This window comes from Micromonospora sp. NPDC048040, assembly GCF_055587185.1.
Genome location: NZ_JBVJGT010000043.1, coordinates 29,964 through 51,590, shown reverse-complemented (window position 1 = coordinate 51,590; position 21,627 = coordinate 29,964). Strand labels below are relative to the sequence as shown.

The 21,627-nt window shown below is 69.6% G+C and carries 19 protein-coding genes and 3 tRNA genes; all 22 read left to right on the top strand.

What is annotated here, in order from left to right; genetic code table 11:
• The first annotated feature begins 1 nt into the window (after position 1).
• Positions 2-74, top strand: a tRNA-Thr gene (locus tag ACZ6O2_RS28125).
• 25 nt (positions 75-99) lie between these two features.
• Positions 100-172, top strand: a tRNA-Met gene (locus ACZ6O2_RS28120).
• 132 nt (positions 173-304) lie between these two features.
• Positions 305-472, top strand: coding sequence for a 50S ribosomal protein L33 (rpmG, locus tag ACZ6O2_RS28115; protein WP_013288652.1), 168 nt, complete (start codon positions 305-307; stop codon positions 470-472).
• Between the two features lie 125 nt (positions 473-597).
• Positions 598-1,044: a MaoC family dehydratase N-terminal domain-containing protein gene (locus ACZ6O2_RS28110; RefSeq protein WP_350711559.1), complete on the top strand. Its 447-nt coding sequence runs from the start codon at positions 598-600 to the stop codon at positions 1,042-1,044.
• 1 nt (position 1,045) lies between these two features.
• Complete coding sequence (locus tag ACZ6O2_RS28105; RefSeq protein WP_466024942.1) at positions 1,046-1,438, top strand: MaoC family dehydratase; 393 nt, start codon at positions 1,046-1,048, stop codon at positions 1,436-1,438.
• Positions 1,439-1,564: 126 nt separating this feature from the next.
• Positions 1,565-1,637: transfer RNA gene (locus tag ACZ6O2_RS28100), tRNA-Trp, on the top strand.
• A 212-nt stretch (positions 1,638-1,849) separates the two neighbouring features.
• Positions 1,850-2,242, top strand: coding sequence for a preprotein translocase subunit SecE (gene secE, locus ACZ6O2_RS28095; protein WP_350681616.1), 393 nt, complete (start codon positions 1,850-1,852; stop codon positions 2,240-2,242).
• A 38-nt stretch (positions 2,243-2,280) separates the two neighbouring features.
• Positions 2,281-3,003: a transcription termination/antitermination protein NusG gene (gene nusG / locus ACZ6O2_RS28090; RefSeq protein WP_350711557.1), complete on the top strand. Its 723-nt coding sequence runs from the start codon at positions 2,281-2,283 to the stop codon at positions 3,001-3,003.
• Positions 3,004-3,187: 184 nt separating this feature from the next.
• The gene (gene rplK / locus ACZ6O2_RS28085; RefSeq protein WP_350711556.1) at positions 3,188-3,619 is read left to right on the top strand and encodes a 50S ribosomal protein L11; all 432 of its coding nucleotides are present in this window, start codon (positions 3,188-3,190) and stop codon (positions 3,617-3,619) included.
• Between the two features lie 80 nt (positions 3,620-3,699).
• Positions 3,700-4,416, top strand: a complete 717-nt coding sequence (rplA, locus tag ACZ6O2_RS28080; protein ID WP_350711554.1) for a 50S ribosomal protein L1 — start codon at positions 3,700-3,702, stop codon at positions 4,414-4,416.
• Positions 4,417-4,496: 80 nt separating this feature from the next.
• A complete protein-coding gene (locus ACZ6O2_RS28075) occupies positions 4,497-5,330 on the top strand; it encodes an ABC transporter ATP-binding protein (RefSeq protein WP_466024941.1) in 834 nt (277 codons plus the stop codon).
• Positions 5,327-6,016: a hypothetical protein gene (locus ACZ6O2_RS28070; protein ID WP_350711550.1), complete on the top strand. Its 690-nt coding sequence runs from the start codon at positions 5,327-5,329 to the stop codon at positions 6,014-6,016. Before ACZ6O2_RS28075 ends, ACZ6O2_RS28070 begins: the two co-directional genes overlap by 4 nt.
• A gap of 340 nt (positions 6,017-6,356) precedes the next feature.
• Positions 6,357-6,902 carry a 50S ribosomal protein L10 gene (gene rplJ / locus ACZ6O2_RS28065; protein WP_350682013.1) on the top strand — a complete coding sequence of 182 codons (546 nt, stop codon included), beginning with the start codon at positions 6,357-6,359 and terminating at the stop codon, positions 6,900-6,902.
• 54 nt (positions 6,903-6,956) lie between these two features.
• Positions 6,957-7,343, top strand: coding sequence for a 50S ribosomal protein L7/L12 (rplL, locus tag ACZ6O2_RS28060; protein WP_466024940.1), 387 nt, complete (start codon positions 6,957-6,959; stop codon positions 7,341-7,343).
• A gap of 570 nt (positions 7,344-7,913) precedes the next feature.
• A complete protein-coding gene (gene rpoB, locus ACZ6O2_RS28055) occupies positions 7,914-11,345 on the top strand; it encodes a DNA-directed RNA polymerase subunit beta (protein ID WP_350711547.1) in 3,432 nt (1,143 codons plus the stop codon).
• Positions 11,346-11,425: 80 nt separating this feature from the next.
• Positions 11,426-15,313, top strand: a complete 3,888-nt coding sequence (locus ACZ6O2_RS28050) for a DNA-directed RNA polymerase subunit beta' (RefSeq protein ID WP_350682017.1) — start codon at positions 11,426-11,428, stop codon at positions 15,311-15,313.
• 99 nt (positions 15,314-15,412) lie between these two features.
• Positions 15,413-15,784: a hypothetical protein gene (locus tag ACZ6O2_RS28045; RefSeq protein WP_350711545.1), complete on the top strand. Its 372-nt coding sequence runs from the start codon at positions 15,413-15,415 to the stop codon at positions 15,782-15,784.
• A gap of 435 nt (positions 15,785-16,219) precedes the next feature.
• Complete coding sequence (locus ACZ6O2_RS28040) at positions 16,220-16,567, top strand: hypothetical protein (RefSeq protein ID WP_350711544.1); 348 nt, start codon at positions 16,220-16,222, stop codon at positions 16,565-16,567.
• A 495-nt stretch (positions 16,568-17,062) separates the two neighbouring features.
• Complete coding sequence (rpsL, locus tag ACZ6O2_RS28035) at positions 17,063-17,437, top strand: 30S ribosomal protein S12 (RefSeq protein ID WP_007465318.1); 375 nt, start codon at positions 17,063-17,065, stop codon at positions 17,435-17,437.
• A 1-nt stretch (position 17,438) separates the two neighbouring features.
• A complete protein-coding gene (gene rpsG / locus ACZ6O2_RS28030; protein ID WP_013735957.1) occupies positions 17,439-17,909 on the top strand; it encodes a 30S ribosomal protein S7 in 471 nt (156 codons plus the stop codon).
• Positions 17,910-17,984: 75 nt separating this feature from the next.
• Positions 17,985-20,081: an elongation factor G gene (gene fusA, locus ACZ6O2_RS28025; RefSeq protein WP_350711542.1), complete on the top strand. Its 2,097-nt coding sequence runs from the start codon at positions 17,985-17,987 to the stop codon at positions 20,079-20,081.
• Between the two features lie 220 nt (positions 20,082-20,301).
• Positions 20,302-21,495: an elongation factor Tu gene (tuf, locus tag ACZ6O2_RS28020; RefSeq protein ID WP_350711540.1), complete on the top strand. Its 1,194-nt coding sequence runs from the start codon at positions 20,302-20,304 to the stop codon at positions 21,493-21,495.
• Positions 21,496-21,627 lie beyond the last annotated feature (132 nt).

The following is a 21,627-nucleotide window of genomic DNA, read 5'->3' as shown; positions in this document are numbered from 1 at the left end:
GGCCCCCTTAGCTCAGTCGGCAGAGCGTCTCCATGGTAAGGAGAAGGTCTACGGTTCGATTCCGTAAGGGGGCTCAGAGGGTCCGGCTGGACCCGCCACGGCGGTGTAGCTCAGATGGCAGAGCAAGCGGCTCATAATCGCTGTGTCGCCGGTTCAAGTCCGGCCACCGCTACTCTCGTTCACCGGGCTAGCTCCCGGTGGCCGGTGGGATGGGCGCCACAGGCGCCCACTTTGCATGTCCGCGTGGTCAGCGCGTAGGCTGATGCGCCGTAGTTGTTACCCGTAGCGAGGAAGGCACTCCGCCGTGGCGAAGGCGACCGATGTCCGGCCGAAGATCACTTTGGCGTGTGTGGAGTGCAAGGAGCGCAACTACATCACGCGCAAGAACCGTCGTAACGACCCGGACCGCATCGAGCTGAAGAAGTTCTGCCCGCGGGACGGCAAGCACACGGTCCACCGCGAGACCCGCTGACCCGCGGCCGGCTCCGCCGGCCCGGTCCCCGCACTTCCCGATCGCCGGTCCGTCAGGACGGCGCGGCTCCGGCCGCCGTCGCCCCGTACGGATCGGCGATCTTGTTTTGCGTGTAGGTTCGCGGCATGTCCCTGGACCCGTCCTTCGTCGGCCGGACGTACCCGCCGACCGCCCCCTACCAGGTGGGCCGAGAAAAGATCCGTGAGTTCGCGACGGCGATCGGCGCCGCCGACCCAGCCCACCACGACCCGGAGGCCGCCCGCGCGCTCGGCCACCCGGACGTGGTCGCCCCGCCGACCTTCCCCGTGGTGGTCAGCATGGCCGCCAGCCAGCAGATCATCGACGACCCGGCCCTCGGCGTGGACTACAGCCGGGTCGTCCACGGCGACCAGCGCTTCGCCTACACCCGTCCGGTGGTGGCGGGGGACGAGCTGGTCTGCGTCTGCGTCGTCGAGGACGTCAGCAGCCGCGGCGGGCACGACTTCCTGACCACCCGCACCGAGGTCGGCACGTCGACCGGGGAGCCGGTGGTGACCGTCTGGTCGAAGCTCGTCGTACGCGGGGAGGGCTGAGATGGAGCTGCCAGTTAAGACGTTCCGGGTGACGCGCGCGGACCTGGTCCGCTACGCCGGCGCCTCGGGGGACTTCAACCCGATCCACTGGAGCGACCGGTTCGCCACCAAGGTGGGTCTGCCCGGCGTGATCGCCCACGGCATGTTCACCATGGCGCTGGTCGGCCGCGCGCTGACGGAGTGGGCCGGCAGGCCGGACGCGGTGGTCGACTACAACGTCCGCTTCACCCGGCCGGTGGTCGTCCCCGACGACGACGAGGGCACCGAGATCGAGGTCACGGCGGTCGTCCGGGAGGTCACCGAGGAGGGCCTGACCAGGCTCGACGTGACCGCGACCTGCCGGGGGGAGAAGGTGCTCTCGCAGGCCCGGGCGACCGTCCGGACGGCCCGCTGACCAGGCGCGCGACGCGCGATGGGCAGACCGGTTGGGAAAGTCGTGCGACTACCCGTACACTGGTCCGCCGTGGGGCAAGTGACCCCTGCACGGTCCTTTGACCGGGCGGGGTGAGCGTTGCCGCACAGGGGTGTAGCTCAATTGGCAGAGCAGCGGTCTCCAAAACCGCAGGCTGCAGGTTCAAGTCCTGTCACCCCTGCGCCTCAGGCCTGACCGTTCCCGTGGGTCGCGCCGCCGCAGGGCGGCGTCCGGCCCGTGGTGGTGGCATCGGCGGGGTGGTTCCGAGGCATTCGGGTCCGTCCGGCCGGTCCACCGGCCGCGGCCCGTCGCGGGACGGTTGGTCCGGCCGGCGTGACCAAGCGCTGCGCACGCCCACCGCGTGCGACCCGACATCCCGCGACGGAGGGCGAAGTGGCCGACAAGAAGCGGCGCGGCGAGGACGCCGGCGACGACCGTCTGCACGACGAGGTCGTCGACGACGTGGCCGACGACGACGCCACCGACGCCGAGGAGCCGGTCTCCCGGGGCGGCACCGCGACGCGGTCGCGGGCGAAGGCCGAGTCGGCCGACAGCCGGCCCAAGACCAAGACGGACACCGATCGCGTCGGTCTGTTCGGTCGCATCGCCCGATTCATCCGCGAGGTCGTGGCCGAGCTGCGTAAGGTCATCTGGCCGACCCGCAAGGAGCTGCTGACCTACACGGCCGTGGTGGTCGCCTTCGTCACGGTGATGCTGACGATCGTGGCCGGCCTGGACTTCGCCTTCGCGAAGGGCGTGCTGTGGGTCTTCGGCAACCCCAGCTGACCGGCCGACTGAGCCGATAGTGACGGAAGTGAGCGAGCGTGCCTGAGTACGACGAGACCGCCGAGACCACGGACGAGCAGTCCACGGTGGCGACGGCGGCTGGTGACGAGTCGGTCGAGGCCGCCAGCGAGCCGGAGTTCCCCACCACCGAGCCCGCCCCGGACGAGAACTACGACCCGGTCGCCGAGCTGCGGCAGAAGCTGCGTTACGCGCCGGGCGACTGGTACGTGGTGCACTCGTACGCCGGCTACGAGAACAAGGTCAAGACCAACCTCGAGACCCGGATCACGAGCCTCGACATGGAGGACTACATCTACCAGGTCGAGGTGCCGACCCGGGAAGAGGTCGAGGTCAAGAACGGGAAGCGGTCGCAGGTGCAGGCCAAGGTCTTCCCGGGCTACATCCTGGTCCGGATGGAGCTGACCGCGGAGTCCTACTCCTGCGTGCGCAACACGCCGGGCGTGACCGGCTTCGTGGGCGCGACGGACCGGGCCGACCGCCCGGCCCCGCTCTCCCTCGACGAGGTGCTGAAGTGGCTGGCGCCGGCCGTCGAGACCGAGCAGAAGAAGGCCAAGCCCGAGATCAAGGTCCTCGACTTCGAGGTCGGCGACTCGGTCACCGTCACCGACGGTGCCTTCGCCTCGCTGCCGGCGACGATCAGCGAGATCAACGCCGACCAGCAGAAGCTCAAGGTGCTCGTGTCGATCTTCGGCCGCGAGACGCCGGTGGAGCTCAACTTCAACCAGGTCGCCAAGATCTGAGGTCCCGGTCGCCGGCGGTGGGCAGCAGCCCGCCGCCGGCGTACTCGTTCCACCCGCCCGTGCGACCTCGGCGGGAGGGGCGGCGGGACGCTGCGCTACCCTAGAACGTCGCCGCTGTCGCATCGCGCTGACCGTGCGCGCCCGCGGCCGGCACCTTTCCCAGTTTCAAGCCCCAGGAAGAGACATGCCTCCGAAGAAGAAGCTCGTCAAGACTTTCACGCTTCAGCTGCCGGCGGGCCAGGCCACCCCGGCGCCGCCGGTCGGCCCCGCGCTCGGCCAGCACGGCGTGAACATCATGGAGTTCTGCAAGTCCTACAACGCGCAGACCGAGTCCCAGCGGGGCGACATCGTCCCCGCCGAGATCAGCGTCTACGAGGACCGCAGCTTCACGTTCGTGCTGAAGACCCCGCCCGCCGCCCGGCTGCTGATCAAGGCCGCTGGCGTGCAGAAGGGCTCGGGCGTCCCGCACAAGGAGAAGGTCGGCTCGGTCACCCGCGCCCAGGTACGCGAGATCGCCGAGAAGAAGATGGCCGACCTCAACGCCAACGACGTCGACCAGGCTGAGAAGATCATCGCCGGCACCGCCCGGTCGATGGGCCTCAACGTCACCGACTGACCCCGGTCACCGCCAGATCCAGTTCGTGGGAGGGCGCGCGGACGCCGCGGCCCGCCATAGACCACAGGAGTTACCAGAACATGCAGCGCAGCAAGAGCTACCGCAAGGCCGCCGAGGTCGTCGACCGGTCCAAGCTCTACACCCCCGCCGAGGCCGTGAAGCTGGCCAAGGAGACCACCAACGTCAAGTTCGACGCCACGGTCGAGGTCGCGATGCGCCTCGGCGTCGACCCCCGCAAGGCGGACCAGATGGTCCGCGGCACGGTCAACCTGCCGCACGGCACCGGTAAGACCGCCCGCGTGATCGTCTTCGCCGCCGGCGCGAAGGCCGAGGAGGCCGCCGCCGCCGGTGCGGACGAGGTGGGCACCGACGAGCTGGTCGCCCGGATCCAGGGTGGTTGGCTCGACTTCGACGCGGCGATCGCCACGCCGGACCAGATGGCCAAGATCGGCCGGATCGCGCGGATCCTGGGCCCGCGCGGTCTCATGCCGAACCCGAAGACCGGCACGGTGACCATGGACGTCACCAAGGCCGTCGCGGACATCAAGGGCGGCAAGATCACCTTCCGGGTGGACAAGCACTCGAACCTGCACCTGATCATCGGCAAGGCCTCGTTCTCCGAGACCCAGCTGATCGACAACTACGCGGCGGTCCTCGACGAGGTCCTGCGGGCCAAGCCGTCCGCCGCGAAGGGCAAGTACCTCAAGAAGGTCACCCTCACCACCACCATGGGCCCGGGCGTCCCGGTCGACCCGAACCTGGTGAAGAACCTGCAGGAGGCCCCGGCCGAGGGCTGAGCACCCGCAGCACCCGTGACGGGGCGTCGCCACATCGTGGCGGCGCCCCGTTCCCTTTCCGCTGTGGCATGCTCGGCCGGGTGCGACTGGAGAACGTCTGGCTGCGGTACCGGCGGCGCGGGCCGTGGGTGCTGCGGGAGACGGATGTGCGGGTCGGTTCCGGTGAGGTCGTGGTCGTGCTCGGCCGCAACGGCGTGGGCAAGTCGACCCTGCTCCAGGTGGCGGCCGGGGTGCTGCGGCCGAGCCGGGGGCGCGTGGTCGACCGGCCCCGACACGTCGGGTGGGTCCCGGAGCGTTTCCCGGCCGACCAGCCCTTCACCGTCGAGCGCTACCTGACCGCCATGGGTCGGGTCGCCGGCCTCGATCCGGCGGCGACGGGCCGGGCGGTCGACCACTGGACCGACCGGCTGGGCCTGGCCCGGTTCCGCCGGGTCCGGCTGCCGGAGCTGTCCAAGGGCACCGCCCAGAAGGTCGGCCTGGCCCAGGCGATGCTGCGTACCCCCGACCTGCTGGTGCTCGACGAGCCGTGGGAGGGCCTGGACGCCGCCACCCGGGAACTGGTGCCCGCGGTGATCGCCGAGGTGTTGGCAACGGGCGGGTCGGTGCTGGTCAGCGACCACCGCGGCGAGATCGCCCGACTGCCTGGCGCCCGCCGCTGGACGGTGGCCGACGGCACGGTCACCGAGGGCGCGCCGCCGGCCGACGCGGCGATGGCGGTGGTCGAGGTCGCGGTGCCGGCCGCGCGGGTCGCCGGCACCGTCGCCCGGTTGCGCGCCGAGGGCCATCACGTCCTGCGCGTACGCCCCGGGGCGCCGACCCCCTCCGGCACGCCGGACGGGGTCGCGATCGCCGAGGGGGCGGCGGAGGCCGGCGTGGCGGAGCCGACCGGTCCGGCCACCGGGGGAGCGGGGTGACCGCCCTGCTCCGGCTGCGGCTGGCCGGCTTCCTGCGGACGGGGCGGGCGTTGGCGCCGCTGCTCGCGGGCCTGGTGGCCCTCGGCGTCCTCTACGGCGGCGGCCGGGCCCAGCCGGGGGAGGCGTACGGCGTCTCGGCGGTGGTGCTCTTCCCGGTGCTGGCCTGGCAGACCAAGGTGCTGCTGGACGTGGAGCCCGACGTGCAGCGCCGGTTGGCCCAGGCGCTGGTCGGGGTGCGCCGGGAGCGGCTGGCCGGCCTGCTCGCCGCCGGCGTGGCCGGGCTCGGCACGGTGGTCGTCGCGCTGGTCTTCCCCTGGCTGGTCGGCGGAGTCGCCGGCCCCGTGGGGCCGGACGACCGCTCGGTGCCCCTCGGCCTCGCCGTCGGCCTGTGGGCGCACCTGCTGGCCGTACCCGCCGCCGTGGCGCTCGGGGCGCTGGCCAGCCGCGCCTGCGCGGGCAGCGCCGGCTACGGCGTCGCCGTGCTCGCGCTCGGCGGGGTCGGCGCGGTGGCCCTCGGCCTGAGCGGCTCGGTGGCGCCGTGGCTGGCGCCGCCGGTGATGGCGACCGCGCGGGCCGCCGCCGGCGACCTGGCCGCGTCGACCGTGGCTCTGCTGACCGGCTGGGCCGTGGCGTGGAGCGCGGTCGCCGGGGCGGCCTACCTGTGGCGGCGTCGCACCCGGCCCTGACCGGCGGCCCGCTCCCAGGGCCCACCGGAGGGGTGACGTGGTGCACCCGGGGGCGATTTGGTGGTCAGGGCACTCTTCGCGTAACCTTGGCGCGAAGTTCCACCCAGAGACCGCTGGTCACCGTGCCCCGGCACGGTCGAAGGTCCCGCGACGACGGGCGACCCGCGCAGGGCGGTAAGCGAAAATCGGTGCTGAGCACGGTCCGCCGACTGTGCCCGTGGCCCGGCCCTCGCCCCGTGCGCCCTGCGCCGGGGCTTTCTCGTTCTCGTGATGCCTCCGCTCCCGTCGAACGCTCCGGCCGACGACGGTGACCAGCCTCGAGCAACGAGAGAGGAGGGACATGGCGGACAAGCCGATCCGGGCCGACAAGGCCACGGCCGTCGCTGAGCTGACCGAGAGCTTCCGTAACGCGGGTGCCACGGTGCTGACCGAGTACCGCGGTCTGACGGTTTCCCAGCTCACCCAGCTGCGGCGCTCGCTCGGCAAGGAGACCAGCTACACGGTCGCGAAGAACACGCTCGCGAAGCGTGCCGCGTCCGACGCTGGCATCTCCGGCCTCGACGAGCTGTTCACCGGTCCTACCGCGCTGACTTTCGTTTCGGGCGACGTCGTCGAGGCGGCGAAGGGCCTTCGCGACTTCGCGAAGGCCAACCCGAAGCTCGTCATCAAGGGCGGTGTCTTCGAGGGCAAGGCCATTTCCGCGGCCGAGGTCACGAAGCTCGCCGACCTGGAGTCCCGTGAGGTGCTGCTGGCCAAGCTGGCCGGCGCGATGAAGGGCAACCTGAGCAAGGCCGCGGCCCTGTTCCAGGCCCCGCTCTCCAAGGCCGCCCGTGCGGCGGCCGCCCTGGCGGACAAGCGCGAGAAGGAGGGCGCCGAGGCGGCCTGAGGCCCCGCGGCGCACCCAGTTCTTACCTAACAGATTCAGGAAAGGACGCCAGACATGGCGAAGCTCAGCACCGACGAGCTGCTCGACGCGTTCAAGGAGATGACGCTGATCGAGCTCTCCGAGTTCGTGAAGCAGTTCGAGGAGACCTTCGAGGTCACCGCCGCGGCTCCGGTCGCCATCGCCGGCCCGGCCGGCCCGGCTGGCCCGGCTGCCCCGGCCGAGGAGGAGAAGGACGAGTTCGACGTCATCCTCGAGGCTGACGGCGGCAAGAAGATCCAGGTCATCAAGGTCGTGCGCGAGCTGACCGGCCTGGGCCTCAAGGAGGCCAAGGACCTGGTCGAGGCCGCTCCGAAGGCCGTCCTGGAGAAGGCCAACAAGGAGACCGCCGACAAGGCCAAGGCCAAGCTCGAGGGCGAGGGCGCCAAGGTCACCCTCAAGTGACCTGAGGTCGACCAGGCGCGCGTCCGGCTCACGTGAGCCGGGGCACACCGCGTCACGGCGGGCGGTGATCCGACAGTGGATCGCCGCCCGCCGTCTTGGTGGCCGGGTCGCAGCGCGGTGAGCAGGGCGTCCACGCCTGGCGTCGCTGCGTACGCGGTGTGTGGCGGTAGCCCGTGGGTGGGAAAGACGGGGCGACCCGGATGCCGGCCCTTGACGCGGCCCCGGGCTGACAGGCACGCTGACACCAGCAAGACCTTCCGCGCTTGCAACGGCCACCACTTGGGTAATGGCAGCGGCAGCACCATCGGCCGCGACACCCGAGCGGCCCGGCAGGAACGTCGCGTTCCGAGCGGCCCGGTGAGACCCGGTTCCAGGGGTCCCGAGGCACGTTCCGCGACGACCTGCGGGGTGGGCTGGACAGCGGTTAGCCTCTCGGCTACACTGCTAGTTTGCGCTGCCTTCCGACTTGACCCCTGCTCGGAAATGTCCGTTTACGGATAATTCTGGCGGGGTCATTGGAGTGCACGCGTACCAGCCGTTCTGCAGCACCGGTCCTCGGAAGGACGCATCTTGGCAGCTTCCCGCCCTGCGAAGACCAGTCGTACGTCGAGCGCATTCGCTCCCCGCCGAGTCTCATTCGGCAGGATCACCGAACACCTCGAGGTCCCCAACCTCCTCGCCATCCAGAACGAGTCCTTCGACTGGCTCGTCGGCAACGAGGCTTGGCAGGGCCGGTCGGCGGACGACCCGCACGCACGCTCGGGTCTCGCGGAGATCCTCGACGAGATCAGTCCCATTGAGGACTTCTCCGGCACCATGTCGCTCTCCTTCTCGGCTCCGCGCTTCGACGAGGTCAAGGCCTCGATCGAGGAGTGCAAGGAGAAGGACTTGACCTACTGCGCCCCGCTGTTCGTGACCGCGGAGTTCACCAACAACACCACCGGCGAGATCAAGAGCCAGACGGTGTTCATGGGTGACTTCCCGATGATGACGCCGAAGGGCACCTTCATCATCAACGGCACCGAGCGCGTCGTGGTCAGCCAGCTCGTCCGGTCCCCGGGCGTCTACTTCGACAAGCAGCCGGACAAGACCTCCGACCGCGACCTCTCCAGCGTCAAGGTCATCCCCAGCCGGGGTGCCTGGCTGGAGTTCGACATCGACAAGCGCGAGACGGTCGGCGTTCGCATCGACCGCAAGCGCCGGCAGGCCGTCACGGTTCTGCTCAAGGCCATCGGTTGGTCGGCCGAGCGGATCCGCGAGCGGTTCGGCTGGTCCGAGCTGATGATGACCACGCTCGAGAAGGACCACATCGCCGGCCAGGACGAGGCGCTCCTCGACATCTACCGGAAGCTCCGCCCTGGCGAGCCGCCGACCCGCGAGAACGCCCAGACCCTGCTCGACAACCTCTTCTTCAACCCGAAGCGGTACGACGTCGCCAAGGTCGGTCGTTACAAGTTCAACAAGAAGCTCGAGCTGGACGTGCCGATCACCACCGGCACGCTGACCGAGGACGACATCGTCGCCACCGTGGAGTACCTCTGCCGGCTGCACGCCGGTGAGGAGGGCTACGAGGCCGACGACATCGACCACTTCGGCAACCGACGCCTGCGTACGGTGGGCGAGCTGATCCAGAACCAGGTCCGGGTCGGGCTGTCCCGGATGGAGCGGGTCGTCCGCGAGCGGATGACCACCCAGGACGTCGAGGCGATCACGCCGCAGACCCTGATCAACATCCGTCCGGTCGTGGCGGCGATCAAGGAGTTCTTCGGCACCTCGCAGCTGTCCCAGTTCATGGACCAGACGAACCCGCTGGCGGGCCTGACCCACCGGCGCCGGCTGAGCGCGCTCGGCCCGGGTGGTCTGTCCCGGGAGCGGGCCGGCTTCGAGGTCCGCGACGTGCACCCGTCCCACTACGGCCGGATGTGCCCGATCGAGACGCCGGAAGGCCCGAACATCGGCCTCATCGGCGCGCTGTCCACCTTCGCCCGGGTCAACCCGTTCGGCTTCATCGAGACGCCGTACCGGAAGGTCGTCGACGGTCGGGTCACCGACCAGATCGACTACCTGACCGCGGACGAGGAGGACCGGTTCGTCAAGGCGCAGGCCAACGCGCCGCTGACGGCCGACGGGGCGTTCGCCGAGGACCGCGTCCTGGTCCGCCGTAAGGGCGGCGAGACCGAGGACGTCCCGCCGGCGGCCGTGGACTACATGGACGTGTCGCCGCGGCAGATGACCTCGGTCGCGACCGCGATGATCCCGTTCCTCGAGCACGACGACGCCAACCGGGCGCTCATGGGCGCGAACATGCAGCGCCAAGCGGTGCCGCTGGTCAAGGCCGAGTCGCCGCTGGTCGGCACCGGCATGGAATACCGTGCCGCGGTCGACGCCGGTGACGTGGTGGTCGCCGAGGTCGGTGGCGTCATCGAGGACCTCTGCGCCGACTACATCACCATCCACCAGGACGACGGCCACCGCCGCACGTACCTGCTGCACAAGTTCCGCCGCTCCAACGCCGGCTCCTGCGTCAACCAGAAGCCGGTGGTCTTCGAGGGCGACCGCGTCGAGGCCGGCCAGGTCATCGCCGACGGTCCGTGCACCGACGAGGGCGAGATGGCGCTCGGGCGCAACCTGCTCGTGGCGTTCATGACCTGGGAGGGGCACAACTACGAGGACGCGATCATCCTGTCGCAGCGCCTCGTGCAGCAGGACGTGCTCACCTCGATCCACATCGAGGAGCACGAGGTCGACGCCCGGGACACCAAGCTGGGCCCGGAGGAGATCACCCGCGACATCCCGAACGTCAGCGAGGAGATGCTCGCCGACCTCGACGAGCGCGGCATCATCCGGATCGGCGCCGAGGTCGTCCCCGGCGACATCCTGGTCGGCAAGGTCACGCCCAAGGGTGAGACCGAGCTGACCCCGGAGGAGCGGCTGCTCCGCGCGATCTTCGGTGAGAAGGCGCGCGAGGTCCGCGACACCTCGCTGAAGGTGCCGCACGGCGAGACCGGCACGGTCATCGGCGTGCGGACCTTCTCCCGCGAGGACGGCGACGAGCTGCCGCCGGGCGTCAACGAGCTGGTCCGGGTCTACGTCGCCCAGAAGCGGAAGATCCAGGACGGTGACAAGCTCGCCGGCCGCCACGGCAACAAGGGCGTCATCTCCAAGATCCTGCCGATCGAGGACATGCCGTTCCTGGAGGACGGCACGCCGGTCGACATCGTGCTCAACCCGCTGGGTGTGCCGAGCCGGATGAACATCGGCCAGGTGCTGGAGACCCACCTCGGCTGGGTGGCCAAGACCGGTTGGAAGGTCGAGGGCGACGACGCCGAGTGGAAGCGCCAGCTCCGCTCGATCGAGGCCCACGAGTCCGAGGCGGACACGAACGTGGCCACCCCGGTCTTCGACGGCGCCCGCGAGGAGGAGATCTCCGGTCTGCTCGCGTCGACCCTGCCCAACCGGGACGGCAAGCAGCTGATCGGCTCCAGCGGCAAGGCACGGCTGTTCGACGGCCGCTCCGGCGAGCCGCTGCCGGACCCGATCGCGGTCGGCTACATCTACATCCTGAAGCTCAACCACCTGGTCGACGACAAGATCCACGCCCGGTCGACCGGCCCGTACTCGATGATCACGCAGCAGCCGCTGGGTGGTAAGGCGCAGTTCGGTGGCCAGCGCTTCGGTGAGATGGAGTGCTGGGCGATGCAGGCGTACGGCGCCGCGTACGCCCTGCAGGAGCTGCTGACGATCAAGTCCGACGACGTCCTCGGCCGGGTCAAGGTCTACGAGGCGATCGTCAAGGGCGAGAACATCCCCGAGCCGGGCATCCCCGAGTCGTTCAAGGTGCTGCTCAAGGAGCTGCAGTCGCTGTGCCTCAACGTCGAGGTGCTCTCCAGCGACGGTGTGGCCCTCGAGATGCGCGAGACCGACGACGAGGTGTTCCGGGCCGCGGAGGAGCTGGGCATCGACCTGTCCCGGCGCGAGCCGAGCTCGGTCGAAGAGGTCTGAGGTGAGCGGTCGGGGGCCGGCTCGCCGGCTCCCGACCCCACCCACTAGCTAGCAGTACAGACGACGACATAGGGGACATAGTGCTCGACGTCAACTTCTTCGACGAGCTGCGCATTGGCCTCGCCACCGCCGACGACATCCGTCAGTGGTCACACGGCGAGGTCAAGAAGCCTGAAACGATCAACTACCGCACCCTGAAGCCGGAAAAGGACGGGCTCTTCTGCGAGAAGATCTTCGGTCCGCAGCGGGACTGGGAGTGCTACTGCGGTAAGTACAAGCGGGTCCGCTTCAAGGGCATCATCTGCGAGCGCTGCGGCGTCGAGGTGACCCGGTCGAAGGTCCGCCGTGAGCGCATGGGCCACATCGAGCTCGCCGCTCCGGTGACCCACATCTGGTACTTCAAGGGCGTGCCGAGCCGGCTGGGCTACCTGCTGGACCTCGCCCCCAAGGACCTCGAGAAGATCATCTACTTCGCCTCGTACGTCGTGACGAGCGTGGACGCCGAGGCGCGTCACCGCGACCTCTCGACGATCGAGAACGAGATCCTGGCCGAGAAGCGGCAGGCCGAGAACAGCCGCGACTCGGAGATCGAGAAGCGGGCCGCCAAGCTCGAGGCCGACCTGGCCGAGCTGGAGGCCGAGGGTGCCAAGGCGGACGTCCGGCGCAAGGTCAAGGAGGGCGGAGAGCGCGAGATGCGCCAGATCCGCGACCGGGCCCAGCGCGAGATCGACCGACTGGACGAGGTGCTCGACACCTTCCGCAAGCTGGAGCCGAAGCAGCTGGTCACCGACGAGCTGCTCTACCGCGAGCTGCGGGACCGGTTCGGCGAGTACTTCACCGGCGGCATGGGCGCCGAGGCCATCAAGGCGCTGGTCCAGAACATGGACCTCGACGCCGAGGCCGAGAGCCTGCGCGAGACCATCCGCTCCGGCAAGGGCCAGCGGAAGATCCGGGCGCTCAAGCGGCTCAAGGTCGTCGCGGCGTTCCTGAACACCCGCAACTCGCCGCTCGGCATGGTGCTGGACTGCGTTCCGGTCATCCCGCCGGACCTGCGCCCGATGGTGCAGCTCGACGGTGGCCGCTTCGCGACCTCCGACCTGAACGACCTGTACCGCCGCGTGATCAACCGGAACAACCGCCTCAAGCGGCTGATCGACCTCGGCGCGCCCGAGATCATCGTCAACAACGAGAAGCGGATGCTCCAGGAGGCCGTCGACGCGCTGTTCGACAACGGCCGTCGCGGCCGGCCGGTCACCGGCCCGGGCAACCGCCCGCTCAAGTCGCTGTCCGACATGCTCAAGGGCAAGCAGGGCCGGTTCCGCCAGAACCTGCTGGGCAAGCGCGTCGACTACTCCGGCCGTTCGGTCATCGTGGTCGGCCCGAAGCTCAAGCTGCACCAGTGCGGCCTGCCCAAGCAGATGGCGCTGGAGCTGTTCAAGCCGTTCGTGATGAAGCGGCTGGTGGACCTCAACCACGCGCAGAACATCAAGTCCGCCAAGCGGATGGTCGAGCGGCAGCGGCCGGTCGTGTGGGACGTGCTGGAAGAGGTCATCGGCGAGCACCCCGTCCTGCTGAACCGGGCGCCGACCCTGCACCGGCTGGGCATCCAGGCCTTCGAGCCGCAGCTGGTCGAGGGCAAGGCCATCCAGATCCACCCGCTGGTCTGCACCGCGTTCAACGCCGACTTCGACGGTGACCAGATGGCGGTGCACGTGCCGCTGTCCGCCGAGGCCCAGGCCGAGGCGCGGATCCTGATGCTGTCGTCGAACAACATCCTCAAGCCGGCCGACGGCAAGCCGGTCACCATGCCCACCCAGGACATGGTCATCGGCCTCTACCACCTCACCCACCTCACCGCCGGTGAGCGGGGCGAGGGCCGGGCGTTCAGCTCGGACGCCGAGGCCCGGATGGCCTTCGACAACGGCGAGCTGCACCTGCAGGCTCCGGTGAAGATCCGGCTGCGCGGCGTGGTCGGGGTCGACAACGGCGCCGGCGCCGAGCCGTGGACCGCCCCGGAGGGCTGGGTCGAGGGCGACCCGCTGACCGTGGAGACCACCCTCGGCCGGGTGCTGTTCAACGAGACGCTGCCGCAGGGCTACCGCTTCGTGAACTACGAGATCCGCAAGGGTCAGCTCTCCGCGATCGTCAACGACCTCGCCGAGCGCTTTCCCAAGGTGGCGCTGGCCGCCACCCTGGACGGGCTCAAGGAGGCCGGTTTCCACTGGGCCACCTGGTCTGGCGTGACGATCGGCATGGAGGACGTCATCGCTCCGCCGCGCAAGCGGGAGATCCTGGAGCGGTACGAGAAGGAAGCCGACCGGATCGACAAGCAGTACCAGCGTGGTCTGATGACCGCCGAGGAGCGCCGCGGCGAGCTCATCGAGATCTGGACCAAGGCGACCAACGAAGTCGCCAAGGAGATGGACACCGCGCTGCCGCAGGAGAACCCGCTGTGGAAGATGATCAACTCGGGTGCCCGCGGTAACCTCCTCCAGCTCCGGCAGATCGCGGCGATCCGTGGTCTGGTGGCCAACCCGAAGGGTGAGATCATCCCGCGGCCCATCAAGGCCAGCTACCGGGAGGGTCTCTCCGTGCTGGAGTACTTCATCTCCACGCACGGTGCCCGGAAGGGTCTCGCGGACACCGCCCTGCGTACCGCCGACTCGGGTTACCTGACCCGTCGTCTGGTGGACGTCTCGCAGGACGTGATCATCCGCGAGGAGGACTGCGGCACCGACCGCGCCATCCCGATGCAGATCGGCGAGCGGATCGACGGCAAGCTGGTCGTGCACGAGCACGCCGAGACCAGCGTGCACGCCCGGACGCTGGCCGACGACATCAAGGGGCCGGACGGCACCGTCGTCGCCGAGCGGGGCCAGGACATCAACTCGATCCTGGTCGACAAGATCGTCGCCGCCGGGGTGGAGACGGTCCGGGTGCGCAGCGTGCTCACCTGCGAGTCGAAGCTGGGCGTCTGCGGTGCGTGCTACGGCCGCTCGCTGCCGACCGGCAAGACCGTGGACGTCGGCGAGGCGGTCGGCATCATCGCCGCCCAGTCGATCGGTGAGCCGGGTACGCAGCTGACGATGCGTACCTTCCACACCGGTGGTGTCGCGGGTGAGGACATCACCCAGGGTCTGCCCCGTGTCCAGGAGATCTTCGAGGCCCGGGTCCCGAAGGGCAAGGCGCCCATCGCCGACACCCCGGGTCGGATCCGGATCGAGGACGGCGAGCGGTCGCGGAAGATCATCGTGGTGCCGGACGACGGCAGCGACGAGATCGTCTACGACAAGATCTCCAAGCGGGTCCGGCTGCGGACCCACGACGGCGACCACGTCGAGGTCGGCGAGAAGCTCACCGAGGGCACCATCGACCCGCACGAGCTGCTGCGCATCCTCGGCCCGCGCGCGGTCCAGGTCCACCTGACCCAGGAGGTCCAGGAGGTCTACCGCTCGCAGGGTGTGCTCATCCACGACAAGCACATCGAGATCATCATCCGCCAGATGCTCAAGCGGGTGACGGTCATCGACTCCGGCTCGACCGAGTTCCTGCCGGGCGTGCTGGTCGACCGGGCGCTGTTCGAGTCGGAGAACCGCCGACTCGTCTCCGAGGGCGGCGAGCCCGCCGCCGGTCGCCCGGTGCTGATGGGTATCACCAAGGCCTCGCTGGCCACCGACTCCTGGCTCTCGGCGGCCTCCTTCCAGGAGACCACCCGGGTGCTGACCGACGCGGCGATCAACTCGCGCAGCGACTCGCTCGTCGGCCTCAAGGAGAACGTGATCATCGGTAAGCTCATCCCGGCCGGTACGGGCATCAGCAAGTACCGCAACGTCCGGGTCGAGCCGACCGAGGAGGCGAAGGCCAAGGTCTACTCGATGACCGGCTACCCCGAGACCGACTACGGCTTCGGGCCGGCCAGCGGCCAGGCGGTTCCGCTGGACGACTTCGACTTCGGGTCGTACCGCTAAACAGCACGGACGACGAGGCCCCCGGCAGCCGCCGGGGGCCTCGTCGCGTCCCGGGGATCGGCCGGCCCGATCCGGCGGGGCCGGGGCATGATGGAGGGCATGACGACCGCACCCGGGCAGGCGCCCGTCGCCCCGCCGGTGCCGCCGCGCCACCCGCTCGATCCGGACCCGGCCCGGGCCACCAAGGCGAAGGCGGTCTTCGCGCTGGGCCTGATCGGCGCGCTGACCGGCCTGTTCGTCGGCGGCGTGGTGCCCGCCACGGTGGCGCTCCAGCTCGCCCGGCAGGCGCGTCGCGAGGCGTACGCGTCGGGGGGCTTCCTGACCGGCGCGGCCTGGCTGCGCCAGGGGGAGCGGCTGGCCTGGACGGGCCTGATCCTGGTCGCGGTCACCGTGGTGGCCGCGGTGGTGGTCGGGGTGGTCCGTCTCGCCGACGCGCCCTACGGGCAGGATTTCGCGCCGAACGTGGACTGACCGCCCGGGGGAACGGGTCCCGCCGGGAGTGGGCGGTCCGCCCGTCGGCGGTAGCCTGGCCCGGTGTCCGTCGCGCGGGCGGTGGACGCCGAGACGTCGACAGGAGGACCCGTGACGGAACCGGCGCGCTTCCCGGGCAGCGACCCCGCGGCGCCCCCCGCCACGCACCCGGACGCCGCCCCGTCCGACGCGGGGCAGTGGGCGCGGCCCGACGCGGCTGCCCCGCCCGCCCCGACGGGATACACGCCACCGCCCGCGGCCGGCGGCTGGGGCACGCCTCCGGCCCCGGGTCCCGGCACGCCTCAGGGCTCGGGTCCCGGCACGGGCCCCGGCTGGGGTGGCGGCTCCGCCTTCCCGGCCCGGACGCCTCCGCCGCCGCGGGAGCCGGGCCGGCCGCCGAAGCGGGTCGAGGCGGTCGCCGGCACGCCGTTCGGCGTGGTGCACCTGGACGTGCCCCCGGTCACCTCCGGCCTCGCCGTCGGTTCGCTGGTGGCCGGGATCGTCTCGATCCTCGTCGCGCTGCTGGTGGTCTGCCTCGGCGCGGTCGCCGGCATGGGTGGCGCCTGGGCAGCCGGGGCCTTCACCGTGCTGGGCGTGCTGGCGGGGGCGGGCGCGGTCGTCGCCGGCCTGATCGGGCTGCGGCAGATCCGCCGTGCGGCGCCGCCGCCGGCCGTCCGGTTCACCGGGCGGGGGCTGGCGGTGGCCGGCGTGAGCTGCGGCGGGGCGGGCCTGCTGCTCAGCCTGCTCGGGCTGGGGCTGGCGTTGCTGGTGGCGCTGGCGTGACACGGAACCGCGACGGCCGGGCGTGAGCGGGGCCGCCCCGGGGTCGACGGGTCGGTTCCTGGGGAAGCCGGTACACTTGTGACCGTAGGTGCCCATCACGGGCGGGCAGGCGCGACGGGTTCGATCGGCGGGCGGGTGAGACGCTACGCCGGCCACTCCGTTTTGACCTGTGCGGTTGTGGTAGGTACTCTTTCCCCTTGTGCCCGGGCAAGCCCGGGCGACTCGTGCGTGCGCTGGATCCGGCGATCCGGAGATCGCGTGGGAGCACGACAAAGCCAAAGATCCGACGCGCGGCCTGCCGTGTGCCGGTGAAAGACCCCGGTCGACACGCGCGAGCGCCGACGCCGGGACCGTGAGCTGGGCGACACGCCCGACCGCGGGTGCCGGGACCTCCGCGAGGTGGCCCTGGTCGGAATGTAGGAGAGCCGGTCATCAGGTCGGCTACGGCAGAAGGCGCGGCCGCCACACAGCGGCCGAAGGGAGCGGAGAAGCCCGGTGCCCACCATTCAGCAGCTGGTCCGAAAGGGCCGTCAGGCCAAGACGACCAAGACCAAGACCCCGGCGCTCAAGGGGTCTCCCCAGCGTCGCGGTGTGTGCACCCGCGTGTACACCACCACCCCGAAGAAGCCGAACTCGGCGCTCCGCAAGGTCGCTCGTGTCAAGCTCAGCAGCCAGATCGAGGTGACCGCCTACATCCCGGGCGTCGGCCACAACCTGCAGGAGCACTCGATCGTGCTCGTCCGCGGCGGCCGTGTGAAGGACCTCCCGGGCGTGCGGTACAAGATCGTTCGCGGCTCGCTGGACACCCAGGGTGTCCGCAACCGCAAGCAGGCTCGCAGCCGTTACGGCGCGAAGAAGGAGAAGAGCTGAGATGCCGCGTAAGGGACCCGCTCCGCGGAAGCCGCTGGTCGCTGACCCGGTGTACAACTCGCCGCTGGTCACCCAGCTGGTGAACAAGATCCTGCTGCGCGGCAAGCGCCAGCTCGCCGAGCGCATCGTCTACGCGGCCCTCGAGGGCTGCCGCGAGAAGTCCGGCACCGACCCGGTCGTCACCCTCAAGCGGGCGATGGACAACGTCAAGCCGACCCTCGAGGTGCGCAGCCGCCGGGTCGGTGGCGCCACCTACCAGGTCCCGGTCGAGGTCCGCCCGGCCCGGGCGACCACCCTGGGCCTGCGCTGGCTGGTCACCTACTCCCGCGCCCGTCGCGAGAAGACCATGGTCGAGCGGCTGATGAACGAGCTGCTGGACGCGAGCAACGGCCTCGGTGCCGCCGTCAAGCGGCGCGAGGACACGCACAAGATGGCTGAGTCCAACAAGGCCTTCGCGCACTACCGCTGGTAACACCCTGGTTCCGGCGTCCGCGTGACGCCGGAACCGCCACCAGTTGTGTCGAGACGACGATAAGTAGGGATTGAAGTGGCCGCCGCAGACGCGCTCGCCAACGTACGCAACATCGGCATCATGGCCCACATCGATGCTGGTAAGACCACCACCACCGAGCGGATCCTGTTCTACACCGGTATCACGTACAAGATCGGCGAAACCCACGAGGGTGGCGCCGTGATGGACTGGATGGAACAGGAGCAGGAGCGCGGTATCACCATCACCTCCGCCGCCACCAAGTGCGAGTGGAAGGGCCACACGATCCAGATCATCGACACGCCCGGCCACGTCGACTTCACGGTCGAGGTCGAGCGGTCGCTGCGGGTGCTGGACGGTGCGGTCGCGGTCTACGACGGTGTCGCCGGCGTGGAGCCCCAGACGGAGAACGTCTGGCGGCAGGCGGACAAGTACAACGTCCCCCGGATGTGCTTCGTCAACAAGCTCGACCGGACCGGCGCCGACTTCTTCCGCTGCGTGCAGATGATGATCGACCGGCTCAACGCCACCCCGCTCGTGCTCCAGATCCCGATCGGCGCCGAGTCCGACTTCATCGGCGTGGTCGACCTTATCGAGATGCGGGCGCTCACCTGGCGCGGCGAGACCCAGAAGGGTGAGGACTACACGGTCGAGGACATCCCGGCCGACCTCGCCGACTCGGCCGCCGAGTGGCGCGAGAAGCTGATGGAGACCCTGGCCGACGTCGACGACGCGGTGATGGAGAAGTACCTGGAGGGCGAGGAGATCTCCGTCGAGGAGATCAAGGCCGCCATCCGTCGGGCCACCATCGGCGGCAAGGCCAACCCGGTCCTCACCGGCACCGCCTTCAAGAACAAGGGCATCCAGCCGATGCTCGACGCCGTCGTCGCGTACCTGCCGTCGCCGCTGGACATCCCGGCGATCGAGGGCACGGCCACCGACGGCGAGACGCCGATGCAGCGCAAGCCGTCCAAGTCGGAGCCGTTCTCGGGCCTCGCCTTCAAGATCCAGACGGACAAGCACCTCGGCAAGCTCACCTACGTCCGGCTCTACTCCGGCACGCTCGAGTCCGGCTCCCAGGTGGTCAACTCCACCAAGGACCGCAAGGAGCGGATCGGCAAGATCTACCAGATGCACGCCAACAAGCGGGAAGAGCGCAGCTCGGCCCAGGCCGGCGACATCATCGCGGTGCAGGGTCTCAAGCAGACCACCACCGGTGACACCCTGTGCGACCCGGCGAACCCGGTCATCCTGGAGTCGATGACCTTCCCGGAGCCGGTCATCGAGGTCGCCATCGAGCCGAAGACCAAGGCCGACCAGGAGAAGCTCAGCACCGCCATCCAGCGGCTGGCCGAGGAGGACCCGACCTTCCGCGTCAAGCTGGACGACCAGACCGGCCAGACGGTCATCTCCGGCATGGGCGAGCTGCACCTGGACATCCTGGTCGACCGGATGCGCCGCGAGTTCAACGTCGAGGCGAACATCGGTAAGCCGCAGGTGGCGTACCGCGAGACCATCCGCCGCAAGGTGGAGAAGGTCGAGTACACCCACAAGAAGCAGACCGGTGGTTCCGGCCAGTACGCCCGGGTGATCATCAGCCTGGAGCCGCTGCCGCTGGGCAACGACGCCCCGACCTACGAGTTCGCCAACGCCGTGACCGGTGGCCGCATCCCCCGGGAGTTCATCCCGTCGGTGGACGCGGGCGCGCAGGACGCCATGCAGTACGGCATCCTCGCCGGCTTCCCCCTGGTGGGCGTCAAGCTCACCCTGGTGGACGGCCAGTACCACGAGGTCGACTCGTCGGAAATGGCATTCAAGATCGCCGGCTCGATGGCGATGAAGGAGGCGGCCCGCAAGGCCGACCCCGCGCTGCTCGAGCCGATGATGGCCGTTGAGGTCACCACTCCCGAGGAGAACATGGGTGACGTCATCGGCGACCTCAACTCCCGCCGTGGCATCATCCAGGCGATGGAGGAGCGCAGCGGCGCCCGCGTCGTCCGGGCCCTGGTGCCGTTGTCGGAGATGTTCGGCTACGTCGGCGACCTGCGGTCGAAGACCCAGGGCCGGGCTAGCTACAGCATGCAGTTCGACTCCTACGCCGAGGTTCCGGCCTCGGTCGCGAAGGAGATCATCGCCAAGGCGACGGGTGAGTGACCTCACCTGACGTGCTCCGATGATCCGGGGCGGTCGCGGGAGGGTGCTCCCCGCCCGCGGCCACCTCGGTCGGGATGCGTGAGACCGGGCCTGTAGGCTTCATCGCCGCAGAACCCACCAAAGCTCTCCGGCCGCCAGGCCGGAAAGGCTGTCGACAGAGTCCTAAGCGCCGACCGGCGCGCCGGGGCGAACGAACCAAGAAGTCCACAGGAGGACACCAGTGGCGAAGGCGAAGTTCGAGCGGACTAAGCCGCACGTCAACATCGGCACCATTGGTCACATCGACCACGGTAAGACGACGCTGACGGCGGCCATCACCAAGGTCCTGCACGACCAGTTCCCGGACCTCAACCCGTACACGCCGTTCGACGCGATCGACAAGGCGCCGGAGGAGAAGGCCCGCGGCATCACGATCTCCATCTCGCACGTCGAGTACCAGACCGAGGCGCGGCACTACGCACACGTCGACTGCCCCGGTCACGCCGACTACATCAAGAACATGATCACCGGTGCCGCGCAGATGGACGGCGCGATCCTGGTGGTCGCGGCGACCGACGGCCCGATGCCGCAGACCCGTGAGCACGTGCTGCTGGCCCGCCAGGTCGGCGTGCCGTACATCGTCGTGGCGCTCAACAAGAGCGACATGGTCGACGACGAGGAGCTCCTGGAACTCGTCGAGCTCGAGGTCCGCGAGCTGCTCTCGTCGCAGGAGTACCCGGGTGACGACCTGCCGGTCGTCCGGGTCTCGGCGCTGAAGGCCCTCGAGGGTGACCCCGAGTGGACCGGCAAGCTGCTGGACCTGATGACGGCTGTCGACAACGCGATCCCGCAGCCGCAGCGCGAGACCGAGAAGCCGTTCCTGATGCCGATCGAGGACGTCTTCACGATCACCGGTCGCGGCACCGTCGTCACCGGTCGCGCGGAGCGCGGCGTGCTCAAGCCGAACGAGGAGGTGGAGATCGTCGGCATCCGCGAGAAGTCGATGAAGACCACCTGCACCGGCATCGAGATGTTCCGCAAGCTGCTCGACGAGGCCCGCGCGGGCGAGAACGTCGGTCTGCTGCTGCGTGGCATCAAGCGCGAGGACGTCGAGCGCGGCATGGTCGTCATCAAGCCGGGCACCACGACCCCGCACACGGAGTTCGAGGCGACGGTCTACATCCTCTCCAAGGAGGAGGGCGGCCGGCACACCCCGTTCTTCCAGAACTACCGTCCGCAGTTCTACTTCCGGACCACGGACGTCACCGGTGTCGTCACGCTCCCCGAGGGCACCGAGATGGTCATGCCGGGTGACAACACCACCATGACGGTGAAGCTGATCCAGCCCATCGCCATGGAGGAGAACCTCAAGTTCGCGATCCGCGAGGGTGGCCGCACCGTCGGCGCCGGGTTCGTCACCAAGATCATCAAGTGAGCTAGGTAACCCCGATTAGACCCGCCGCCGGTCGTGCGGCATACTAGTCAGGTTGCGTAACGACAGTTCGCTGCCCGTGTTCGGCTTTCGTCGAACCTCCGGGCTGCAGGACAGTCGGGCGTAGGGTGGTTG